This is a genomic window from Psychrobacter glacincola, from assembly GCF_904846075.1.
Taxonomy (GTDB): domain Bacteria; phylum Pseudomonadota; class Gammaproteobacteria; order Pseudomonadales; family Moraxellaceae; genus Psychrobacter; species Psychrobacter glacincola_C.
This window is the reverse complement of the sequence record NZ_CAJGZH010000003.1, coordinates 275,540-297,363: the sequence shown is the minus strand read 5'-3', so window position 1 is coordinate 297,363 and position 21,824 is coordinate 275,540. Positions and strand designations below refer to the sequence as shown.

19 protein-coding genes and 1 pseudogene are annotated in these 21,824 nt (G+C 41.8%); 14 read left to right on the top strand and 6 right to left on the bottom strand.

What is annotated here, in order from left to right; translation table 11 throughout:
• Positions 1–183 precede the first annotated feature (183 nt).
• From JMW85_RS12410 to lpxC, 4 genes are all read left to right on the top strand, one after another.
• Positions 184–978: a cell division protein FtsQ/DivIB gene (locus JMW85_RS12410; RefSeq protein ID WP_201581980.1), complete on the top strand. Its 795-nt coding sequence runs from the start codon at positions 184–186 to the stop codon at positions 976–978.
• A 167-nt stretch (positions 979–1,145) separates the two neighbouring features.
• Positions 1,146–2,438 (top strand): cell division protein FtsA, encoded by a 1,293-nt coding sequence (gene ftsA, locus JMW85_RS12405; RefSeq protein ID WP_201581979.1) that lies wholly within the window; start codon positions 1,146–1,148, stop codon positions 2,436–2,438.
• A 235-nt stretch (positions 2,439–2,673) separates the two neighbouring features.
• A complete protein-coding gene (gene ftsZ, locus JMW85_RS12400; RefSeq protein WP_045454113.1) occupies positions 2,674–3,879 on the top strand; it encodes a cell division protein FtsZ in 1,206 nt (401 codons plus the stop codon).
• A 372-nt stretch (positions 3,880–4,251) separates the two neighbouring features.
• Positions 4,252–5,169 (top strand): UDP-3-O-acyl-N-acetylglucosamine deacetylase, encoded by a 918-nt coding sequence (lpxC, locus tag JMW85_RS12395; RefSeq protein WP_201581978.1) that lies wholly within the window; start codon positions 4,252–4,254, stop codon positions 5,167–5,169.
• Positions 5,170–5,467: 298 nt separating this feature from the next.
• Here lpxC and JMW85_RS12390 read toward each other — a convergent pair whose 3' ends face one another.
• Positions 5,468–5,983, bottom strand: a complete 516-nt coding sequence (locus JMW85_RS12390) for a hypothetical protein (protein WP_201581977.1) — start codon at positions 5,981–5,983, stop codon at positions 5,468–5,470.
• A 262-nt stretch (positions 5,984–6,245) separates the two neighbouring features.
• Here JMW85_RS12390 and JMW85_RS12385 point away from each other — a divergent pair, with 262 nt between their 5' ends.
• Positions 6,246–6,974: a CHAP domain-containing protein gene (locus JMW85_RS12385; protein ID WP_045444182.1), complete on the top strand. Its 729-nt coding sequence runs from the start codon at positions 6,246–6,248 to the stop codon at positions 6,972–6,974.
• A gap of 114 nt (positions 6,975–7,088) precedes the next feature.
• Here the strand turns inward: JMW85_RS12385 and JMW85_RS12380 are convergent, their stop codons facing one another.
• Positions 7,089–7,817, bottom strand: a complete 729-nt coding sequence (locus tag JMW85_RS12380; protein ID WP_201581976.1) for a hypothetical protein — start codon at positions 7,815–7,817, stop codon at positions 7,089–7,091.
• Positions 7,818–8,040: 223 nt separating this feature from the next.
• Positions 8,041–8,349, bottom strand: a complete 309-nt coding sequence (locus JMW85_RS12375) for a YhbY family RNA-binding protein (RefSeq protein ID WP_045444184.1) — start codon at positions 8,347–8,349, stop codon at positions 8,041–8,043.
• Between the two features lie 342 nt (positions 8,350–8,691).
• Here JMW85_RS12375 and JMW85_RS12370 point away from each other — a divergent pair, with 342 nt between their 5' ends.
• From JMW85_RS12370 to JMW85_RS12340, 8 genes and pseudogenes are all read left to right on the top strand, one after another.
• Complete coding sequence (locus JMW85_RS12370) at positions 8,692–9,324, top strand: RlmE family RNA methyltransferase (protein WP_045444188.1); 633 nt, start codon at positions 8,692–8,694, stop codon at positions 9,322–9,324.
• 426 nt (positions 9,325–9,750) lie between these two features.
• A pseudogene (ftsH, locus tag JMW85_RS12365) lies at positions 9,751–11,646 on the top strand (ATP-dependent zinc metalloprotease FtsH).
• A gap of 172 nt (positions 11,647–11,818) precedes the next feature.
• On the top strand, positions 11,819–12,715 hold the full coding sequence (folP, locus tag JMW85_RS12360) for a dihydropteroate synthase (RefSeq protein ID WP_201581975.1): 897 nt from the start codon (positions 11,819–11,821) through the stop codon (positions 12,713–12,715).
• Between the two features lie 29 nt (positions 12,716–12,744).
• Positions 12,745–13,026: an FAD assembly factor SdhE gene (locus tag JMW85_RS12355; protein ID WP_201540475.1), complete on the top strand. Its 282-nt coding sequence runs from the start codon at positions 12,745–12,747 to the stop codon at positions 13,024–13,026.
• Between the two features lie 93 nt (positions 13,027–13,119).
• Positions 13,120–13,563, top strand: coding sequence for a protein YgfX (locus JMW85_RS12350; RefSeq protein ID WP_201581974.1), 444 nt, complete (start codon positions 13,120–13,122; stop codon positions 13,561–13,563).
• Between the two features lie 301 nt (positions 13,564–13,864).
• The gene (locus tag JMW85_RS12345) at positions 13,865–14,461 is read left to right on the top strand and encodes a YidB family protein (protein WP_265090756.1); all 597 of its coding nucleotides are present in this window, start codon (positions 13,865–13,867) and stop codon (positions 14,459–14,461) included.
• Positions 14,350–14,607: a YidB family protein gene (locus tag JMW85_RS14475; protein WP_265090755.1), complete on the top strand. Its 258-nt coding sequence runs from the start codon at positions 14,350–14,352 to the stop codon at positions 14,605–14,607. Before JMW85_RS12345 ends, JMW85_RS14475 begins: the two co-directional genes overlap by 112 nt.
• A gap of 306 nt (positions 14,608–14,913) precedes the next feature.
• Positions 14,914–16,371, top strand: a complete 1,458-nt coding sequence (locus tag JMW85_RS12340; protein ID WP_201581973.1) for an anion permease — start codon at positions 14,914–14,916, stop codon at positions 16,369–16,371.
• Between the two features lie 63 nt (positions 16,372–16,434).
• Here the strand turns inward: JMW85_RS12340 and JMW85_RS12335 are convergent, their stop codons facing one another.
• The 3 genes from JMW85_RS12335 to trmB form a co-directional block, all read right to left on the bottom strand.
• The gene (locus tag JMW85_RS12335; protein ID WP_201581972.1) at positions 16,435–17,553 is read right to left on the bottom strand and encodes a regulatory protein RecX; all 1,119 of its coding nucleotides are present in this window, start codon (positions 17,551–17,553) and stop codon (positions 16,435–16,437) included.
• Positions 17,554–17,593: 40 nt separating this feature from the next.
• On the bottom strand, positions 17,594–18,646 hold the full coding sequence (gene recA, locus JMW85_RS12330; RefSeq protein ID WP_055124705.1) for a recombinase RecA: 1,053 nt from the start codon (positions 18,644–18,646) through the stop codon (positions 17,594–17,596).
• A 1,030-nt stretch (positions 18,647–19,676) separates the two neighbouring features.
• Positions 19,677–20,528: a tRNA (guanosine(46)-N7)-methyltransferase TrmB gene (gene trmB / locus JMW85_RS12325; RefSeq protein WP_201581971.1), complete on the bottom strand. Its 852-nt coding sequence runs from the start codon at positions 20,526–20,528 to the stop codon at positions 19,677–19,679.
• A gap of 298 nt (positions 20,529–20,826) precedes the next feature.
• On the opposite strand from trmB, the gene JMW85_RS12320 reads away from it, so the two are divergent.
• Positions 20,827–21,756, top strand: coding sequence for a pilin (locus tag JMW85_RS12320; RefSeq protein ID WP_201581970.1), 930 nt, complete (start codon positions 20,827–20,829; stop codon positions 21,754–21,756).
• Positions 21,757–21,824: the final 68 nt, after the last annotated feature.

Below are 21,824 nucleotides of genomic sequence, written 5' to 3'. Positions count from 1 at the left end.
CTCATAAGTTATTCATAAATTAAGAAAAATGTTACGTTTAAATGAGCATAATGTCATCCTATAAATCGTTTTAGTAAAATATTTTGATAATATGTCAACTTAATAGGCTTCTGCAAAAATATGCAGAGTTACATTTATAAATAGCATGATCAGTTTTATGCAAATATAGGGACAAAGGTCGTTATGGCTCAAACTGTCAACGAGGTAACTGACTTGATGAGTGATAAAACCCGTCGCCCAAACTCTAAGTTCCAAGTACCGACTTCGCTCAAATATTTTTTTATGGTATTGGTACTAGGGTTGCTCGTACTGATATTGATAATGGGTGGAAAAGCGTTGCGTGATGCACCGCCAGCTTCTATCCATGTGAATAATCAGGGTTTAACAGTTACCCAGTATCGCGCATTGCAACAGGTTATGAATCAACAAAAGGTAAGCAGCTTTTTTACCTCTGATTTGCAAGCGTTAAGAGATATTACGACGGGTCTGGCTTGGGTTGATCAGGTCAGCATTTCTCGTGATTGGCAACGGGGCATAGTCGTTACTGCATTACCTAAGCAAGCGGTTGCTAATTTTGGTACAGAGCGTTTGGTGGATGCAAAAGGTGCGGTTTTTGTCCCTGCTGATAGTAAAGATCTGACGCAAGAACGCTTCGCCACCTTACAAGGTGAGATAACGCAAGCCCCAGTTATCATGCAGCAGATGCAGCAAGTTAACGACTGGTATGCGCCACTTGGTATGCAAGTCGAAGATATTATCCTGTCACCAAGAATGACTTGGCTGATTCGTTTTGACAATGGACTGCGTGTGATTGTTGATAATGAGAATACTGCACAAAAGCTGCTGAGTTTGAGTCAGCTGCTCGGCAATCAGTTAAGTGAGCGTCGAGGCGAAATACAGTCTGTAGATTTGCGCTATAAAAATGGTTTTACCATCGCTTGGGATATGGCACAGCCAAAAATCGATGAAGCAGAATAACGATAGATAGATAGCATAAGCAAAAACTGGTTAGCATTTTAGTTTGAGCTATTTTGATAGTTTGTAGCACAGAATATACAACATCATAGCGTGTTGATAACGCTTTTTTTAATGATCTAATGGAGACGTCATTTGGTCTCCTGTTTAGCGATAATTTGTCTGGTACCATGAAAAATACTGAAAATCTGGTTGTTGTCCATCTAAGTGCCACGGCAGTCTATGTCGTCATTGGTAACGTTGTCTCTGCAAAAGACATCCGTATTCTGGGCGCGGGACAAGTCAAAAATAGCGATTTTTACCAAGGTCAAATAAAACACCGTGAACGTCTACAAGGTGCTATTAAGCAAGCCATTCAAGAAGCAGAAGATACTGCCAATTGCCGTGTGCACAGTGTGTGGTTGACCTTAGCGACACCGGAATTATCGAGCAAAAATAGTGCAGGCGAGGTACGTGTAGAAGATGAGGCGGTACGTGCCAAAGATATGGTGCAGGCGTTGTCTAATGCCAAGTCACGCGATCTATCTTCAGACTATTATTTAATGCATTGCTGTCAGCAGGGTATCTATGTTGATGATCAAGATTTCATGGTGGATGATGCGATCGAAATGATGGCGCATAATATTACTGTGATGTACCACATGATGATGATGCCCGTTGCTAGTCGTCAGAATATTCAAAAATTACTGCAAAGCTGTGATGTTGGTATTGACCACATTGTATTTGATGCAGTGACGAGTGCTGAATATAGTTTGATGAGTGACGAGCGCCAGCAAGGGGTTTGTTTGGTAGATATTGGTGCTAGTACGACCAGTATTTGCGTTTATAAAGAAAACAAGCTCATATTTACCCATTGTATCGCGACAGGCAGCCACGAAGTAACGATGGATATCTCAGCTGATTTTGGTATCTCCATGATTGAAGCTGAAAAGCTGAAAAAAACCCATGGTACTGTCGATGTCAATAGTGTGGATCCTAGCTCATTCTTTATCTTTAAACCACAAGGAACAGGTGACGAGATTAATATTGGTATTTATAATCTAGCCCGTATTATTGAAGCGCGCTATGTGCAGATATTTACGGAAGTTGCTCGTCAATTACATGAGGCTGATCTCATCGGCTATATCGACAAAGGTATCGTACTCACAGGTGGCGGTACGGCGATTAAAGGTATGATACCCTTTACCAAAAAATTGCTCAAAATGCCCGTAGTATTAACCAACACTCATCCTGCTATTAGTGCTCATAATCATTTTGATAATGATGAGTCATTTAAGCAGCTAAACAGTCAAGTAAATGATCGTGCTTATCAAACGGCATTTGGTACACTATTATATAGTCAAAGCGAGCAGTTTCGCCGTAGTGAAAAAAGCGAGCCTGAAGCGATTCAAAAAAATCGAGTCACTGGTGTTTTTCAAAGTGCAGGGCAGCGTTTTGCTAGTGTACTCAAAAAGATATTATAATCTGTTAGCAAAACATACTTATATTAAGCAGTATAAGAGTATGCAGCTATATAATAGGCAAGAATACGAAAAGTAACACCCTGTACCATACTGGCATATTTTGGCTAGCACAATTATCTAAGCCATTGCCCTGTTTTATTTAAATACAATTATATATAGTAAGTCGATAGCGCGCCATATAAGTGTGTTACCAAGTATCGACCATCACGCTATCTGCAACTGGAGAAACCTTTTTATGTCAAAATACACCATGCCAGATGATAACCAGCCTCAAAATAACGGCCAAGCAAGCTTCACTGTATTCGGTGTTGGTGGTGGTGGCGGTAATGCGGTTGAACATATGGTACAACAAGGGATTAGAGGTGTAACGTTCGTCTGTGCTAATACGGATAAACAAGCGCTTGATCGTTTAACTGCACCGCATAAATTGCAACTTGGCGCAAAAACGAATCGCGGTTTGGGCGCAGGGGCGAACCCAGAAGTTGGGCGTGAAGCAGCAGAAAGTGAAGAAGAAGCCATCCGTGCATTACTCGAACATTCAGACATGGTGTTCATCACTGCTGGTATGGGTGGTGGTACGGGTACGGGTGCAGCGCCTGTAGTTGCTCGGATTGCTAAAGAAATGGAAGTGTTGACAGTTGCGGTCGTGACTACACCATTTAAGTTTGAAGGTGGCAAACGTATCAAAGCCGCTAAAGCTGGTATTGAGCAATTGACCAACTTTGTTGATTCTATCATTACGATTCCGAATGATAAGTTGATGAGTGTCTATGGCAATATCTCTATGCAAGATGCCTTTAAAAAAGCGGACGATGTGTTGTTACATGCGGTTCAAGGTATTGCTGAAACTATCGCTAGTGAAGGTATGATCAATATCGACTTTAACGATATCCGCACTGCTATGACTGCCAAAGGTCATGCGATGATGGGTATCGGCCGTGCTAGCGGCGATGATCGTGCGCGTCAAGCAACTGAGAAAGCCATCAGATCACCATTACTTGATGACTTGCGTTTAGAAAATGCAAAAGGTCTATTGGTTAACGTAATTTCTTCTGAATCACTCTCATTGGATGAGATGAGCAAAATCAGTGTTATTGTCGAAGAAATTACAGATATTGACGATGCACATATTTTCTATGGTTCAGTGATTGATGAAAAAATGGGTGATGACTTACATGTCACTGTTATTGCAACGGGTCTGACTTTAGATGAAAACGCTGGGCAAGAGCCAGAAGTAGTCGAGGCACCAGTCCCTTCTGTCAATAGCACTCAACCTGTTGACCCTAACGTGCATACCAGTGCTTTAAACAGCCAGAAGCAATCGCAAGCTCAGATGTATCAAGAAACGGCTAGTGCTACTCGCTCAAGCGCGCCTCAAGAGCAGGCGAAAACCAAAACCAATAGCATTCAAGACTATCTAAAACGTCAACAAAATAAATAATATTTTCAGATGTTTGGAATAAAAAAAGCCAGTACTAAGTTGCTGGCTTTTTTGTACGTATAGAAAATGTCCATATATTAGCAAACAGATTCAGCTATGAGAGCGCTCTATTTATAAAAATCGCCTCTCAATGCGAAAATAATCATTAATAAATAGGCGCATAAAACAATTTATGATTGTAACATTTGGCTGTTATTTCCCTGTGTTAACAGAGGCAATGTGATCAATAAGACATGAAAACCATCAAAATTTATTGACGATAAGTGTTATCAATCAAGGAGATAAGGAAATTAGCGAGTTTTAGCTATGGCGAACTAGGGGCGGGTAATGATACACTATGGCAATTGTAACAAAATATGTGAGAAGACAGCCATGAACCAAAGAACCATAAAAACTGCGATTGCTGTTACAGGTATTGGTCTCCATAGTGGTCAGCCTGTTGACTTAGAGTTTCATCCGCAACCTATTGATACGGGTATTGTTTTCGAGCGTTCTGATATCGAAGGCAGCCAGCCGATTCCAGCCAGTGCTTTTTTAGTACAAGACACTATGATGTCGTCAAACCTAGTGTTTGGTGGCACACGTGTGGGGACGGTCGAGCATTTGCTTAGTGCCATTGCAGGACTTGGCGTGGATAACCTTTTAATTCGTGTATCGGCCTCAGAGATACCGATTATGGATGGTAGTGCCGCTCCTTTTGTAGCGTTGCTGCTTGACGTCGGATTCTGTGAACAAGATGCTTTAAAGAAGTTTATAAAAATCGTCAGACCTGTAAGAGTAAAAGTAGACGATAAATGGGCAGAACTGCGTCCTTATGAAGGGTTTGAGCTGAATTTTGAGATTGATTTTGATCATCCTGCTATCGACAAAGATTTTCAGCATGCCCAGTTGCAGTTTTCGACGCAAAACTTCATTGAGCAATTGAGTTCAGCCCGTACTTTTGGGTTTTTACGAGACATAGAAGCCTTACGTCAGAATAATTTGGCGTTAGGAGGCAGTATGGATAATGCTATCGTTATTGATGAGGCAAATATTCTTAACGAAGAAGGCTTGCGTTTTAATGATGAGTTCGTTCGCCATAAAATTTTGGATGCTTTAGGTGATTTATATTTGATTGGCTATCCGATTTTGGGTCGATTTAATGCTTATAAATCTGGTCACGCGTTAAACAATTTATTGGTACGTGAGATACTATCTGACCATAATAATTTTGAAATTGTAACTTTTGATGACAATGTAACATGCCCAATTCAGTATTTACCTCTCGAAGGTTTGACTGTTGAAGGATGAATACAGGAATATACACGAAGTATCGAAACATTTACGCAATATTACATAATCCGGCTGTAATTACATTCTAATAATATTCGTTTTTTTGAATGTATTGTTTAGATTATTTTAACAATTCTGCTCTAGAGTAGAGAATATCAAAGCTGTGGATAGTTTTTCAATCATCTGTTGGTGACGTTCATAATGTGAACGGAGCTAGCAGGTGATTTTTTTTGTTTGCGTCATTACAAAATCGCAGCGTTATCAGCTGATTTTTACGGTTTTGTTTACACAACTTTACATAGCAATATTAATAATTTCAATGATTTGCCAGACGCAAAAGTGCTTTTTTGAGATTTTCATCAGTGGTGACATGCTCTGCGGCCTGTGATATAGTCCGCTTTGTGTTTTGGCTAAGAGCCTGATTTTCATTGGCTTTACTAGACTTTGACAAAGTTGATGCTGCTGCTGATAGTTGTTTAGATGAATGATTATCAGCTGAATTTTTAGCGACGACGACGCGAATTTGCTTGAGTTGTTTAAATGTAATTGACTGCTCTGTTAAGACTTGCAAATAAGCGCTCTGCAAATAGCGAATATGATTGGCAGCAGTCATTGAGCCCACACTGAGTATTAATTGCTCGGAGGTGAGGCCTACGACCCAACAGGTATTAAGAATTTCTTCAGGTAGACAATCTACCAGTAGCTCTTTTACCTCGTTGGTCGCTTCTATGTATAGCCGCATATTGTCAGCAAGCGTTCGGGGTAATGCGCTACCAGCAAAAGCTTGATGGTCGATAAGTTGGGCAAGCCGATTTGGCTGTTTTTTTGACATCGTGATGACTCATCTAATAGGTGACAAAATCGATATTCATAATTGACATGCTAAAGGCAATTGATACTGAACGATTTGCGAGACAGTGAACTAAGCGGAATATGGTATTAATAGATAATACCAGCATTAGTCACTACAGAAGAAATAGCGGGCTGTTTTAACAAGGACTTTATCATGTTTTGTAATGATCATCTCCTCTAAACTAATTGATGCTTTGTCACGGATGACGAGCGGTCTTGTATTAACAATAGGTAGTAAATTTATGAAACAAGCTTTATTAATTTTGTCAGTATTGGGAATGGGTATAGCACAGACAAGTGGTGCTGTCGAAACAACCTTTCAACCAAATAATACCTTGAGTCATACCATCACTAATATCTCTGCTTCTGCGAACTACGGTTCTAGCCGCAATATCTATAGCACTAACAGTGGTGCCCATGTATATAGCAACGATGAGATCAGTCAAGCCATTGATAATTTAAGTGCGCATGCCAAGCAAAAAGAATACCAGCTTGCTTCGCTTACTAGCCGTTTGTCTTATGAGCAGCGTCAGCAGCAATCAAGCCGCGCTCCTGATCGCAATTCTGCTCCTGCTATCGCAGCGGCAAGTGCATCGCGAGTAGCGTTATCTAGAAGCTCTGGCTACTGTGCTCGCTATGTACGTAAAGCGCTACAATCAGCAGGTTACGAATTTACGCCTAACCCTTCAGCTTATCAGTATGCCTCTCGCGGCACACTTGCTCAAGCAGGTTTTACCAAGATCAGTAATGATATGCAGCCACAAGTGGGTGACGTCGTTGTCTATAATCGTACGTCAAACCGTCCACATGGTCATATCCAGATCTTTGATGGTAACGATTGGGTATCTGATTTCCGCCAAAACAGCATTAGCCCATACAGTGGCACTTACAGCTATACGACATGGCGTGATTCGCAATATGTCGATGATGCATCAGACCGTGGTATTTACCTTGCGATGGCTGATAAATAGTAGACAGTTAGATATAGTCTAAGTTAAAAGTTTTCTCCAAATCCAGTAATGCTCTTTATAGCGTTGCTGGTTTTTTTTGCGCTTGGAGTTGTAATGCTTAAGTTAAAAGTAGAGTTAAAGCTCAAATCTCGACCAGTGGCTACGATTGTGAAAGTCAGGCGGGGAGGCGTGGTTTGGGGCAAAATATAAAGCAATCTCACCAAACCATAAAATAACGCAAGGATGTATTTGCTCAATCACAGTATTTGCGATGACGTACTGCTGATTCGGTAGTTGGGTCATCGACACCCCAAAGCTGCGCTCATAATGATGAGGGTTTTTTGCGACTGATGGATCATTAAATAAAGGATTCTCTACGTACCTTAATGTTGGCTTTACATTATTTATCCAATTAATAGACGCGCGCGCTTGTCCATCAGCTGCATGTAAGGGTGTTGGTGGTAAGGTCGCAGGATTACGATAGCTTTCAAATTGATATAGCGCGTAACGACCGTCTGGATTGGCATTAATCTCGATATAGGGCGTTGCCTTTTGGGTATTCGTTAGATTTTTATCATCGATCAGACGACCAGCGATAAAACACTCAAGGCAAGTCTCTTCCCACAAGTAATCATCGAATCTTACTTGCGCTTGCTGCCACATTGACCAGTTTAGCTGCTTTGCTAGCATTTGGTTGGGCAGGGTGAGTCGATAGGTTAGCTGTAAGTGGAGTGATGGTTGTCGAATAATCTGAGCACGCACATTTATACAAATGCGCTGCAACTCATCCACTGTTACACCCAGTTGCTGCGCATCGTTTACTATGGTTTCGGTGGCCACATAGAGATTGAATGATTGATTCATAAGTTAAGACCCGACAATGAAAATATAGAAGTAACTATAAGAAAAATTGTGCCGACTAAGCGAGCTAATATTACACGCTAAGTAAATCTAAAACGAGCAGACAACATAAAAGCCGCGAGCAAGATGCATCGCGGCTTTTACATTTATCGTCACCATATGGCTATGATTTGAGTTGATATGGCATACCATACCATCACTCAAACCAGCTGGTCATCACATATTATTATGCATGACGTGCTAAATTAGACAATTTTGGGTTGGCGTTTGGATTTTTACGTAGTAACAATGCCATACGACCAATAGAATGAACCAAAGACGCGTTAGCCGCTTTGGCAAGTTCCGCACCGATGACATCGCGCTCTTCTTTTGTGCCAGCAGGCAGCTTTACTTTGATGAGCTCATGATCTGATAGCGCGCGATCAATCTCTTCAGTAATGGTTGGGGTAATACCTTTGTTGCCAATCATGACGATAGGTTTGAGGTCGTGACCAATGCCTCTTAGGCGTTTGATGGTAGCGTTATCGAGTTGCATAGAATTCCTAGGTGTTGGTAAAAATAAAAGACAGTGCTATTAAGAGCAGTTGACGACCATTATAGATAATCTGTGGTCATCTTGCATGAGATCAGCAGGATTTTGCACGATTTTACGTGATGAAAATGTTAAACTGAATGTTTGGGCACATTATAAACGCTACTGTCTGATAAATCAGTGTTTTAACCAATAGAATTTAGTCAGTTTAAGACTGCAAATGTATAAAAATCTTGATTGATAGCATATTCGAATGAATTTAAACCATATCGAAGTGCTTAAGAAATCTTTTAGCTACTTCAGTAATATGTATGAATGTTTTGCAAAGCAATAGGAGCAGGTATTTTGGCCACGCGTATCGAAAATAAAAAACTGTCAAAGAGTAGTAGCGCTTGGATGAAAGAGCATATTGACGATCATTATGTGCAAAAAGCGCAAAAAGATGGCTATCGTGCCCGTGCCGCCTATAAACTATTAGAAATTAATGAAAAGACCAATATTATTAAAAAAGGCATGACGGTTGTAGATTTGGGCAGTGCTCCAGGCAGTTGGTCTCAAGTGGCAGGTCAGCTAGTAGGCGAAAAAGGCATTTTGATTGCCTCTGATATTCTGCCGATGGATACATTGCCTGATGTGACCTTTATTCAAGGCGACTTTCGCGAAGCAGAAGTGTTTGATGCGATCATGGCAGAGGTTGGTGATAGGCAGGTCGATGTAGTGCTGTCCGATATGGCACCAAATACGGCAGGAAACAGCGCAATCGATCAGCCACGTATGATGTATTTATGCGAGCTGGCAGTGGACTTCGCGCTTGCAACCTTACCAGAAGGTGGCGCACTTATTATGAAAGTGTTTCAAGGTGAAGGCACACAAGAATTACGCAAGCAGATGCAGCAGGATTTTAGTAAAATCCGTAGTATTAAACCAGGTGCGTCACGACCACGGTCAAAAGAGATGTTTTGGATAGCGATTAAATAATCATAACGTCGTTATTTCACAGCCATTGTAAGCGAGATAATGTGTCACCATAACATAGTCTCATGAGCGTATTGAACTCGCTACAATCGTTAACTGAATAATAGCGAAACCTGCTTGAATTATGCAGGTTAGCACCACATATCATGGTATATTAACTTTGTTTCAAGCATATGTTTTAGGCAAAGTCGTCTGACAATAAGCGCCTGATGTGCTCATCTACGATAGATATATAGGTCATTGATATTTATAACTTGTGAAAACAGTCCCCATGCAGCATTTGAGTTGTATGAGTCTGACTTAATTTGAGTTGTATGAGTCTGACTTATAAATTTTGGCTATGAATATATTTACTAAAAAATGAGCGGTACGTTTATAGACGTCACGTGTTTAATAAACACACCAATAAGTAAGGGATGGGAATAACTAGTGAGCGACATGGTAAAAAATACCTTATTGTGGCTGGTGGTAATCGGCGTTTTGGTGCTGGTGTTTAGCGGCTTTGACCAATCATCCGAGCCGGATAGCCTTAACTACTCTGAGTTTGTGACCGCCGTGTCAGAAAACCAAGTAGCCAGCGTTGAAATCGATGGCGAGCAAATCACCGGCGAAAAGAAAAATGGTTCATCATTTGAGACCATTAGACCAGCTGTGTCAGATGATGAGCTCATGCCATTGCTGCGTGAGAACCAAGTCGAAGTCCAAGGGACTGCCCCAAAACGCCAAAGCGTCTTGATGCAATTACTGATAGCCAGTTTCCCAATTCTATTGATTATTGGTCTGTTTTTATTCTTCATGCGTAACATGCAAGGTGGCGCTGGCGGTAAAGGCGGTGGCCCTATGAGCTTTGGTAAATCCAAAGCCAAAATGTTGACTGAAGACCAAATCAAGGTGAACTTTGAAGATGTGGCTGGTTGTGAAGAGGCCAAAGAAGAAGTGGTCGAAGTGGTCGAGTTTTTACGCGACCCTGATAAATTTACCAAGCTTGGTGCGACGATTCCACGTGGTATCTTAATGGTTGGCCCTCCAGGTACCGGTAAAACCTTGTTAGCAAGAGCCATTGCTGGTGAAGCTAAAGTACCGTTCTTCTCTATCTCAGGTTCCGATTTCGTTGAGATGTTCGTTGGTGTCGGTGCATCACGTGTACGTGACATGTTCGAACAGGCTAAAAAGAGCGCGCCTTGTATCATTTTTATTGATGAAATTGATGCGGTCGGTCGTCATCGTGGCTCTGGTATGGGCGGCGGTAATGATGAGCGTGAGCAGACACTGAACCAATTATTGGTCGAAATGGATGGTTTTTAAGGCAATGAAGGCGTGATCGTCATTGCCGCGACCAACCGTGCGGATGTGCTTGATAAAGCGCTATTGCGTCCAGGTCGTTTTGACCGTCAGGTACAAGTAGGATTGCCAGATATTAAAGGCCGTGAGCAAATTCTTAAAGTGCATTTGAGAAAGCTGCCGAATACTATCGGTGTGGATGCCAATGCACTGGCTCGCGGTACGCCTGGATTTAGTGGTGCGCAGCTGGCCAACCTTGTCAACGAAGCGGCATTGTTTGCAGCACGTCGCAACAAGACCAGCGTTGATATGAATGACTTTGAAGATGCAAAAGACAAGTTATATATGGGTCCTGAGCGTAAATCAATGGTCATTCGTGAAGAGGAGCGCCGTGCGACCGCTTATCATGAAGCAGGTCACGCCTTAGTCGCTGAGCTACTACCAGGTACCGATCCTGTGCATAAAGTAACGATCATGCCGCGTGGTTTTGCGCTTGGGGTTACTTGGCAGTTGCCAGAGCATGACCAAACCAGCATGTATAAATCAAAAATGCTGAGCGATATTGCTATCTTATTCGGCGGTCATATCGCTGAAGAAGTCTTTATCAATCAAATGTCGACGGGTGCTTCTAACGACTTCGAACGTGCAACCAAGATGGCTCGCGCCATGGTAACGAAGTACGGTATGTCTGATGCGCTTGGTATTATGGTTTATGAAGATGAGGACAGCTCGCAAGGCTATTTTGGCTCTAGCAGTCGTACGATTTCAGAAGCCACGCAACAAAAGGTCGATGAAGAAGTTCGCCGTATGTTAGAGGAGCAATATGATATCGCGCGTGAATTGATTGAAGGTAATCAAGAAAAAATGCATGCGATGGTAGATGCCCTAATGAAGTGGGAAACGATTGACCGAGATCAGTTGCAAGATATCTTAGCAGGTGAAGACCCACGTCCACCTAGAGTCTATCAGCACAACGAAGTCAACTTATCGAAGAATGATATTAAAACAACCAACTCAACACCGCCACCGTTACCAGCGATGTAGTTATTAATTGATTCATATTCAATAGAAAAAGCCCTTTATCATAAAGGGCTTTTTTTGTTGTCCATATTTCGTGAAGGGTTTAGTACAGAATAGAGTTTACTGGTATCATAAGCACAACGCATAACAAGCAGTCTGCAATAATTAGAATGTTTTAATGAGAGATAATTTGGTTATGTCCTTATTTCAGCCCTTACCCAGCTATAAGATATCAAGTCGTGATAAAACACTAGATCTATCGCAGCCTCATATTATGGGTATTCTTAATGTCACACCCGATTCGTTTTCAGACGGTGGACAGTTCAATGCGGTAGATAAGGCTGTTGCGCATTGTCAGCAAATGATAGAAGAGGGCGCGACTATTATCGACATTGGCGGTGAGTCTACTCGCCCCAATGCGAATGCTGTGGGCACGTCTGAAGAGCTGCAGCGTGTTGCGCCAGTGGTTCGAGCCATCCGCCGGCATTGCGGGGAGGATATTTGGCTATCCATTGATACCAGTAATCCAGAGGTTATGAAAGCGGCTTTTGACGCTGGTGCTGATATTTGGAATGATGTACGAGCACTCAAACGCGAGGGTGCAGCAGTACTAGCGGCTGAGCTTGATATACCAGTCATGCTCATGCATATGCGCGGCGAGCCAACAACGATGAATAATTTGGCACAATATGACGACATCATTAGTGACGTAAGGGCTGAGCTATTATCGCGTATCGAGGAAGTAACAAGAATCGGTGTTAAGCGTGAGAAAATTATTATCGACCCAGGCTTTGGTTTTGCGAAAGATTATGAGCATCATTGCGCACTATTAAGCCAGCTTAGCAGGCTACAAGCGCTTGGTTTTCCGATGATGTTTGGCATTTCGCGCAAGCGTTTTTTAGCGGAAGTATTGAGCAAGAGTGGCGTCGAAGTCGTTACTACTACTAACGCGGTAGATCGTGATGTGGTAGGTACGGCAGCTGGTATCTTTGCCCTACAGCAAGGCGCTGGCATTATACGCACCCATAATGTGGCGATGATGCAGCAAGCAGTCGGCTTGTGGCGTCAATTATCTGCGCATAATTATCTTTAACCCTAATTTAAAATAATGAGAGTACTTTTATGACCACCTCGATTCAGCCAGAACCAACCAATGAACAGCGTCGCATTATCTATCAAGCACGCCGCGGATTAAAAGAGTTAGACTTTTACATTGACCTTTATGTCAAAGAGATTTACTTAACGGCAGAGCCTGCTGAACAAGAGACGTTTGCAGAAATGCTGACTCATGAAGACCCTGATTTATTAGATTATTTTACCAATCAAAATCGTCCAGAAAATGAAGAGATATGGGCATTGGTCAATAAAATTAAGACATGGCGTCATACCAAAGATTTGACTTAAAAACTGATTTAGATATAAAAAATGGTTGTCTAGAGCTGGCATAGCTAAGCTTGAGCAACATAATGGTCTGCCGTTTTTTTTTGGTAATAAAATATGACCTTGGCAAATTCGTTGCGTATTGATACGGCTATTCGGCCTGCCAGCTATTTTCGTTTGCTGCTTTATAGTGGGTTGACCGTCGTCATGGTTGTACTGGCATGGCTCGCTTCTTTACTGTTATGGCAATATGTGCTTATTTTAATCGTTACCGCCGTGGTGATTATTTATTTGACATTATCACGACCCATACTGCTGCACCTTAGCCAGCCACCACTTAGTCATCGTGTTGATCAACATTGGCAGCTACTGATCCGTACAGGTCGCGGTGATGAGCTATGGCAGGCACAATTAATCGCTGTCTCTGGATATCGATGGGCGATAAGCTTTGAATTCAATGTTATAGAGCCTTATCAGCGCTCTTTATCAGTAACCATCTTTCGAGATCAAGTGAGCCCTGAACAATGGCGAGAGTTGAATGTTTTGGCTAGATTATATTGAATATTCATAAATAGTGCTTATCAGTGCCATGGTTGAATGTTCAATATGCCTAATATAAACGCCGAAAATACGAGTTAAGACAGCATTTTTTATAGCGCCCAATGAGCGGTTTTTTCCAAGAATTTACGAACGCCTACATGTCATAACAAAACACCTATCTGGATAGCGAAAGAGATTTGTTATATTGCAAGAGAATTGTGAATCGCATAAGTAAATCGAGCTGTTGCTTAATATATTAAATTAGCAGCGAAGTTTTTAGCGGTTTATAGATAATAAATAATATGACAAAAAGGAATCGAGAATGAGCTTATTAGGGAATTTGGTTAGTCAGGTGGCCCGTCGTGCGATGGATCCTGAAGATGCGCAGCGTAATCCTGTAAATCAACGCATTGATCCACGTCGTACAGGTGGTCTTGGGGATATATTGGGTAGCGTGCTCGGCGGTGGTAGTCAAACTGGAGGCTACAATCCACGCCAGTATGATCGTCAGCCAGACAATGGTTTTGGCTTAGATGATATTCTCGGTGGGTTAACAGGCGGTGGACTCACTGGTGGCAATCAACGTGGCGGCGTCAATTCTAATGCCGGCGGTCTTGGAGACATATTAGGCAGCGTATTGGGTGGTCAAGCCATGGGTGGTCAAACGAGAAAATCTGGATTCGGTGGTAAAGGTATGCTAATCGCTGCACTTATGCCAATGGTACTAAGCTGGATCAAACGCAATGGCGGCTTGAGTGGTGCATTATCAAAAATCACAGGTATGGGTTATGAAAACCAAGCCCGTTCTTGGATGAGTACCAACAAGACAATGATAACCTTGATCCAAATGATATCAGTCAGTTATTCGATGAAAGTGAAATTCAGCAGGTTGCAGCACATACTGGTGCTAATGACGTAGAAGTCCGTCAAGGTCTGGCTGAGTTGCTGCCAGAAGTAATGAATCAGCTGACACCAAGTGGCAATTTAGATAATGAATCTGAAGCCAATGAAGAGATTGATCAAATCATCAATCAGCTATCTAGTCGATTAGGTGCGTTAAAATAAACTTATTTTTTAAAGAAAGTCGCAATCGTTAATGCCACAAAGTTAGTACTATAAAAAAGAGTACGTTATCCAACGTGCTCTTTTTTATGGCTGTTAGTTTAACCCTACTATTGGTACTCAATTACTGAATATTTACTCTTTATTCTAAATAGATATGTTAAAAATGGTGAATAATAGAAAAATAATTCTATAAATCTTATAAGATGGTCATATGATTCATTTAGTCTTTTGTCGCAGTGGCTACTTTATGATCCTTTATATAATATGACTGCGTGATGGTATAAGCATTTATAAGGATAGTTAATCATGCCATTTAAGCCTATTCAAGCAGCGGTTGCCATTTTGGTCGGCTTGATCATTTGGTTTGTGATACCAGTGCCTACTGGCGTTACCCCTGCAGCATGGCACATGCTGGCGTTATTCATCGCCACTATTGTCGCCATCATCGGCAAAGTATTACCCATTGGTGCCATTGCTATCATTGCAGTCACCCTAGTCGCACTTACAGGCGTGACTAGTGATAGCCCAGCACAAGCCATTAGCGATGCACTATCAAGCTACTCAAGTCCGTTGATTTGGCTAATTGGTATTGCAGTCATGATATCGCGTGGCTTGATAAAAACGGGTTTGGGTCGGCGTATTGCCTATTATTTTATTTCTATTTTTGGTAAAAAAACCATCGGCGTGGCTTATTCTTTGACTGCAGCTGAATTGATGATAGCACCTATTACGCCTTCTAATACGGCACGTGGCGGCGGTATTATTCATCCTATTATGAAGTCTATCGCGCAAAGCTTTCACTCAACACCTGAGGAAGGCACTCAAAATAAGATTGGTCGCTATTTGGCGATGGTGAACTACCACGCCAATCCTATTACCTCTGGGATGTTTATCACGGCTACTGCGCCCAACCCGCTGGTTGTAGATTTGGTGAATAAAGCCACAGGCGGTGATATTCAGCTGTCATGGACTACTTGGGCGGTGGCGATGTTTGTACCTGGTATGCTATGCCTGCTTGTGATGCCGTTAGTCATTTATATAATTTATCCACCTGATGTTAAAATCACGCCCGATGCAAAAGGTTTTGCCAAGGAAAATTTGGCAGAAATGGGAAAAATAAGTAGCCAAGAAAAAATCATGCTCGGAGTATTTGCTCTGATGCTGTTATTGTGGGCGAATATTCCCGCATTGATGTTAGGTGAGCAATATAGCGTCGATGCTACCACCACAGCATTTATTGGTTTGACGACCTTAATATTGACTGGGGTACTGACTTGGGACGATATTTTAAAAGAGAAGTCAGCATGGGATACCATTATTTGGTTTGGCGCCCTTATTATGATGGCCGCTTATCTTAATAAGCTTGGACTGATAAGCTGGTTCTCTGGCAATATTGAATCGATGATTGGCACGACTGGGCTTGGCTGGATAGGGGCTGTGACTATTCTGACCCTAGTATACTTATATATCCATTACTTCTTTGCTAGTACCACGGCTCATATTACTGCATTATTTGCAGCATTTTATGCGGTGGGTTTAAGCTTGGGCGCACCGCCGATGTTATATGCGCTTATCTTGGCCGCAGCGGGCAACATCATGATGACGCTTACGCATTACGCAACTGGTACTGCGCCAGTCATTTTTAACTCTGGCTATGTGACGTTAAGAGAGTGGTGGAGTATTGGCGCGATTATGAGTGTGGTCAATTTGGTCATCTGGATCGGTGCTGGTTTGATTTGGTGGAAAGTGCTCGGCTATTATTAATAGATCGCTCAAGTCATATTGTCTTATGTACAGATATGTGTTCTTAAAAAAGGTGAGGGTGGCTTAAAAGCGCTCATCTAATGTGTCTAATGTATAATTGAGCGCGGCAAAACAGATATCGCTCTGAAAGCCTCGATATTGCAAAAACCGTAGCTGCTTTGCTTTGTCTTTTTGTTCAGTGGGTATGTCATCGCCGTACTTCTTAGTGCGCGCTGTGACTGCCAGTTTGAGCCAATCGATACCATCTACCAGATTATCTGCACTATCATCTACAAACTCCCTAAACTCTTCTGACTCTGCATTTGCCATATCGATTAACTCATCGATATTACTGGGCATGGCAATTTTTTTACGATAAAACTCCTGCTTGATACGTCCACGTCCCCGACCTTTGCGGATATTTTCACGAATGAGCATGAGCGTCGTGCGATAATCACTTTGGTAGCCTTTTTCCTCAAACTCATCGAGTAGCGTATCAATTTTATCTAAGGCTTGCTCCTTATCAATAAGCTTTTGCTTCAGCTCAGCCTTGCCGTACTCACGGCGCGATAAATAATAAAACGCCAACCAACGTAAACGACTTTCGGCTTTCATCTCATCTATTTCTGCTTGTCGTTGTTCAGGCGTGCGCAGATAGGCTTTAAGAGCAGCGGGTAGGTTATCCATCTGACTGTCGACTGTGCTGTGCGCAGAAGTGTTGGTAATGGCAGCATCGGTTGTATACTGTGATTCTTTGTTAAATTCATCATCAGTAGCCGCGCTATCGTCTGGTTCATCATGAATATTTTGTTTAACTTCAGCCAGCATCTCTTTGATACTTTGCGCTTCTGGTTGCTGATAAGCAGGCACGTCACTAGGCTCAGGGCTAAAGTTAGCCGCTGGGTGAAAACGCTTTTTACGTTTCTTAGTTTTAGCAGGATTTTTATTGGTAGAAGAGTGAGCCTCAACGGATTCTACTGCAAATTCAGCATCGTCAGATAATGAATGGTCTTCATGATAGTAAGTTAAATGCTTGCGTGTCTTAGCCGTTTTTTTAGGATCGCCTTGATAGGAATGCTGAGAAAATTTGGAGGATTCAGAGTGTTTGGAAGATTTGGACGGTTTTTTTGATTTGATAGTAGGACTACTCGCTGAATCGGCATCGGATTCAGCGAGTATTTCAGCTAAGGTTTTAATTTTCATAACAAGTCATGATTATTGATAACGGTTAATCATTGCGCCGTTATTGTACAGGGTCAGAAACCAACGCTTCATTGGCTTTATCTTCGGCTTTGGTCTCTTTCTTTGATCCAAGCTTTTCTTCACGGATTTTAGCTTCGATTTCTTGCGCAATCGCAGGGTTTTCTTTTAAGAACAGCACAGAATTGGCTTTACCTTGACCGATTTTTTCGTCGCCATAGCTATACCAAGAGCCTGCTTTGCCAACGGCTCCAATTTCAACACCCAAGTCAATCACTTCGGCTAAGTGGTTGGTACCTTCACCATAAGTAATTTCAAACTCTGCTTGGCGGAAAGGCGGTGCCATTTTGTTTTTGATAACTTTGACACGGGTTTGGTTACCGATGATTTCATCACCATTTTTGACCGCACCGATACGGCGGATATCCATACGTACAGAGGCGTAGAATTTCAGTGCGTTACCACCAGTCGTGGTCTCAGGGCTACCAAACATCACACCAATCTTCATACGAATTTGGTTGATAAATACCACCATACAGTTTGAGCGTTTGGCATTACCAGTAATTTTACGTAGTGCTTGGCTCATCAGACGTGCTTGCAGACCCATATGTGAGTCGCCCATCTCGCCTTCAATCTCCGCACGTGGCGTTAGAGCGGCGACTGAGTCAATGACGATCATATCGATAGCACCAGAGCGCACAAGCATGTCGGTAATTTCAAGTGCTTGCTCACCATTATCAGGCTGAGAAAGTAATAGCTCGTCAGTGTTTACACCAAGTTTACGCGCATAAACAGGGTCAAGCGCATGCTCAGCATCAATAAAGGCGCAGGTGCCGCCTTGTTTTTGACATTCTGCAATCGCCTGTAGCGTCATGGTCGTTTTACCCGAGCTTTCTGGGCCATAAATCTCTACGATACGGCCTTTTGGTAGACCACCAATGCCAAGTGCAATGTCCAGACCCAACGAACCTGTTGATACTACATCGACATCCATAATAGCTGAGTCGTCACCTAAATGCATGATGGTATTCTTACCAAACTGCTTTTCGATTTGACCGAGTGCTGCTTTAAGGGCTTTGGCTTTATTGTCGTCCATACTGGATTCCTTGTCTTCAATCATTGGTTAAAACTATAAATTTGGTATGATAAATAAAATGTTTGTAGCTATGAAGGTTAACGGCTCAATAGTGCTGATGGCTATCTAAATAATAGGCAGCGTTCGTTCAATGTCTATCTAGGATGAATGGGTTAGGGTATCGATGGTGTAGACAGTAATATAGGATATATCACTCTACTATACAGTAAAATCAAATAACGATAAAAGTAAAATTAAGTTCATAATCAGCGGCAACAGATGTAATTTGTAGGTAACATTATGCTCGTTAAGCCTTAACTGTTTTCTAAAGTGCGGTTGATTAGATAAGATGATTATAACAAAAACCAAGGAGCATATAGAGGATTCAATGATGCTAAACGACACTAACTGTCGCATTGTATATAAGTGATAACTTGTGTAATCTAGTTGCTGAATACATCCTATTTTTGGATAGGATAATGTCGCCCTTTGTCAATAGCATTAAAAGTTGTCCACAAGAAATAAAGCGTCTAAATTTAGCTTTTGTGAAACATCAGTGAGGATTAATTTAATTTAAAAATATATTAAAAATAAATTACAGTATTATGAAATGCCATTTAACTTACTGATTTAAAAGGTTTTTTAAATTGTATAAAAAATGAACGATTTTACCTCATCCTTTGAGCTATCTAGGGAAATTGTTGTCAAGTGCGTACTTATGCACAGGGTTATCCACAGCTTATGGGGAGAACTCATGAATCCCTTATACTATCAATGTTTGAGTAGGTAGGTGACCTGTGAGTGTGGCGCTGGAATATATTTTTTACCCCTATATGTAGCGTTATTTATTTAAAAATTCTATGAAAATAGACGATGTTTCACGTATTAAAAAAAATTTATTATTTTTAATAAAAATACTTATAGCTTGTCTATTAAGGGTTGTAGCTGAAAAAAATCAAATAATATTGTCATTAGATAATTTGCAAGCACAAAAAAGCGGCTAAATAATTTAGCCGCTATGCAGAAGTCATCGAAGATAAGTGAGCCGAATCTAGTCTTTAATATAGATTAAATCCCAAACGCCATGTCCACTATTTATACCGCGGCGCTCAAATTTGGTCATTGGACGAAAGTCAGGGCGGTCGGTGAAGTTACCTGCGCCTGCTTGATTGGTTAAACCAGTAAAACCGTCTAAAACTTCAACCATCCAAAAGGCATAATGCTCCCAGTCGGTTGCGGTATGGAACCAGCCGCCTTGCTTTAGACTACGAGTCACAATCGCCATGCGTTCAGCACTGACGAAGCGGCGTTTGTGATGGCGCTTTTTTTGCCATGGGTCAGGGAAGTAAAGCTGGATACGATCAATATGGTTTTCTGGTAGTTGCTTGAGCAGTTGAATAGCGTCACCGTTGATGATTTTGACGTTATTTAAATTTTGAGTACCTGCCATATAGGCGCATTTACCGATACCTGGCTCGTGCACTTCGATACCAACGAAATTGCGGCTAGGTTCTGCTGCTGCCATCTCAATGAACGAATCACCCAGTCCAAAACCGATCTCTAAGGTAAGCGGTGCTTCACTACCGTTAGGACTATCAGCGAATAGCGTTCGTAGATTGTCAATACCATCAAGATTGCCATCACCGAAACTGTTATTAACCAGATACTCAGCAAATTCTGGCGCGGTCAGTGCCAGTTCGGCATTTTTATTCATGTGCGTACGTCGTTTCATAAAAGTATTGACGATACGTAGATGTTTGCTTTCTTCAGGCTCACTCTCATTACTAATACGGGATTCAATGTCAGTATGAGTAAGGCTTTCGGTGTTAGTACTGAGGACTTTTTGCTCATCAGTAGTACTCGTACTATCGATGTTATCATTAATATTAGGATGTGGAATCATAGGATTGACAAGGCTTCATAAAATGGGTGATGTATGCTCATTATAAGTTAAATCTATACAGCTGTGAACGGACAATAATTTTTTAATATTGTTATTGCTGATCCAACATAAAAGAGTGAAAGCGCTGATCTTGTTTGACGTATCACATATAGATTGGCATTCGGTTACCTTGACTTTCTTTTACATTGAATTAACGGTATTTATCTGTCGTTTTACTGTTCTGCACATCGGTTTTGGCGTTATCATATAAAGTGAGTAATGGATTTAAATTTTTCTTCATCGTTAATAGGGGTCATCTATGCTATTTATCGAGACGGATTCGCCGCCCCCTTTTTATCAAGAACAGCTGACTCCTGCTAAGCGTACACAACTTGATAAATGGTTCATCGGTCACCGTAGCCAGCATTATTATCTGAAACGTTTTGAGCAGTTCGATGCGCAAGGTTATCTGTCGCCAAAATGGCATTGGGCAGCATTTTTTGTGACGTTTCCTTGGCTCCTCTATCGCAAACGCTATATGGATGCGATTGTCTATAGCGTAGCAGGCTGGTCGTTTATCCAGCTCAATGTGGCATTGGTACTGGTTGCGTTTGAATTTTTGGCGATGTCCTTCATCCCTGATGCTTACCAGATGGCGACACGCATAGGTATTGCTGCGATCATTTGGTTATTTTGGTCATTTATGGTGGCGCGTTGGACGGATGCGTATTATTACCGCATGGCGCGACGTGAGATTGCGGATGCTATCGATGATTATCCGCGTGATGAAGCAGCGCAAAAGGCGCATCTGCGCCGAGAAGGCGGGGTCAGTCTATTTGGGCTAGGATTGGGGTTTGGTATTTTTGCCTTTGCTTTAATGGTCATTAAGATACAGTTTTTACCAATTATTGCCAAGCCAAAAGCCAATGAAGTGCTGTTCGATGCGTATGATACAGCCAAAACGGCACAAAATCGTGTGGCACTGATTTATCAACAGACAGGGCAATGTCCGATTCATTTGCCTATCGATACAGGCACTCAGCAGATACGAATTGATATCGATAAAAAGGCCGCTGGCATAGTAGAAACGGATTGTGCAGTCATTGCGACCATACAAAATGTTCAGTTCCCTATCCGCTATCTAAATCAGCAGACACTGGTTTTTTACCATGTGCCAGACAGCGATAGTTGGAGCTGTACGAGTTCGCTAAATAAAAGGCTGGCACCGGCAAGCTGTATGCCTGATTAGGGCATGTTTGATGATTTAACGATGACACTGACAGTGCCTATTTGTGAATCATAAAACATGCTTTAAAA

What these genes read in the sequence shown, in the direction of transcription:
- trmB (WP_201581971.1), bottom strand. Translation starts at nt 20,528, where the DNA reads ATGATTCCACATCCTAATATTAATGATAACATCGATAGTACGAGTACT.
- JMW85_RS12410 (WP_201581980.1), top strand. Translation starts at nt 184, where the DNA reads ATGGCTCAAACTGTCAACGAGGTAACTGACTTGATGAGTGATAAAACC.
- JMW85_RS12340 (WP_201581973.1), top strand. Translation starts at nt 14,914, where the DNA reads ATGCCATTTAAGCCTATTCAAGCAGCGGTTGCCATTTTGGTCGGCTTG.
- JMW85_RS12345 (WP_265090756.1), top strand. Translation starts at nt 13,865, where the DNA reads ATGAGCTTATTAGGGAATTTGGTTAGTCAGGTGGCCCGTCGTGCGATG.
- recA (WP_055124705.1), bottom strand. Translation starts at nt 18,646, where the DNA reads ATGGACGACAATAAAGCCAAAGCCCTTAAAGCAGCACTCGGTCAAATC.
- JMW85_RS12385 (WP_045444182.1), top strand. Translation starts at nt 6,246, where the DNA reads ATGAAACAAGCTTTATTAATTTTGTCAGTATTGGGAATGGGTATAGCA.
- JMW85_RS12375 (WP_045444184.1), bottom strand. Translation starts at nt 8,349, where the DNA reads ATGCAACTCGATAACGCTACCATCAAACGCCTAAGAGGCATTGGTCAC.
- JMW85_RS12320 (WP_201581970.1), top strand. Translation starts at nt 20,827, where the DNA reads ATGCTATTTATCGAGACGGATTCGCCGCCCCCTTTTTATCAAGAACAG.
- JMW85_RS12390 (WP_201581977.1), bottom strand. Translation starts at nt 5,983, where the DNA reads ATGTCAAAAAAACAGCCAAATCGGCTTGCCCAACTTATCGACCATCAA.
- lpxC (WP_201581978.1), top strand. Translation starts at nt 4,252, where the DNA reads ATGAACCAAAGAACCATAAAAACTGCGATTGCTGTTACAGGTATTGGT.
- JMW85_RS12355 (WP_201540475.1), top strand. Translation starts at nt 12,745, where the DNA reads ATGACCACCTCGATTCAGCCAGAACCAACCAATGAACAGCGTCGCATT.
- ftsZ (WP_045454113.1), top strand. Translation starts at nt 2,674, where the DNA reads ATGTCAAAATACACCATGCCAGATGATAACCAGCCTCAAAATAACGGC.
- folP (WP_201581975.1), top strand. Translation starts at nt 11,819, where the DNA reads ATGTCCTTATTTCAGCCCTTACCCAGCTATAAGATATCAAGTCGTGAT.
- JMW85_RS12335 (WP_201581972.1), bottom strand. Translation starts at nt 17,553, where the DNA reads ATGAAAATTAAAACCTTAGCTGAAATACTCGCTGAATCCGATGCCGAT.
- JMW85_RS12380 (WP_201581976.1), bottom strand. Translation starts at nt 7,817, where the DNA reads ATGAATCAATCATTCAATCTCTATGTGGCCACCGAAACCATAGTAAAC.
- JMW85_RS12350 (WP_201581974.1), top strand. Translation starts at nt 13,120, where the DNA reads ATGACCTTGGCAAATTCGTTGCGTATTGATACGGCTATTCGGCCTGCC.
- ftsA (WP_201581979.1), top strand. Translation starts at nt 1,146, where the DNA reads ATGAAAAATACTGAAAATCTGGTTGTTGTCCATCTAAGTGCCACGGCA.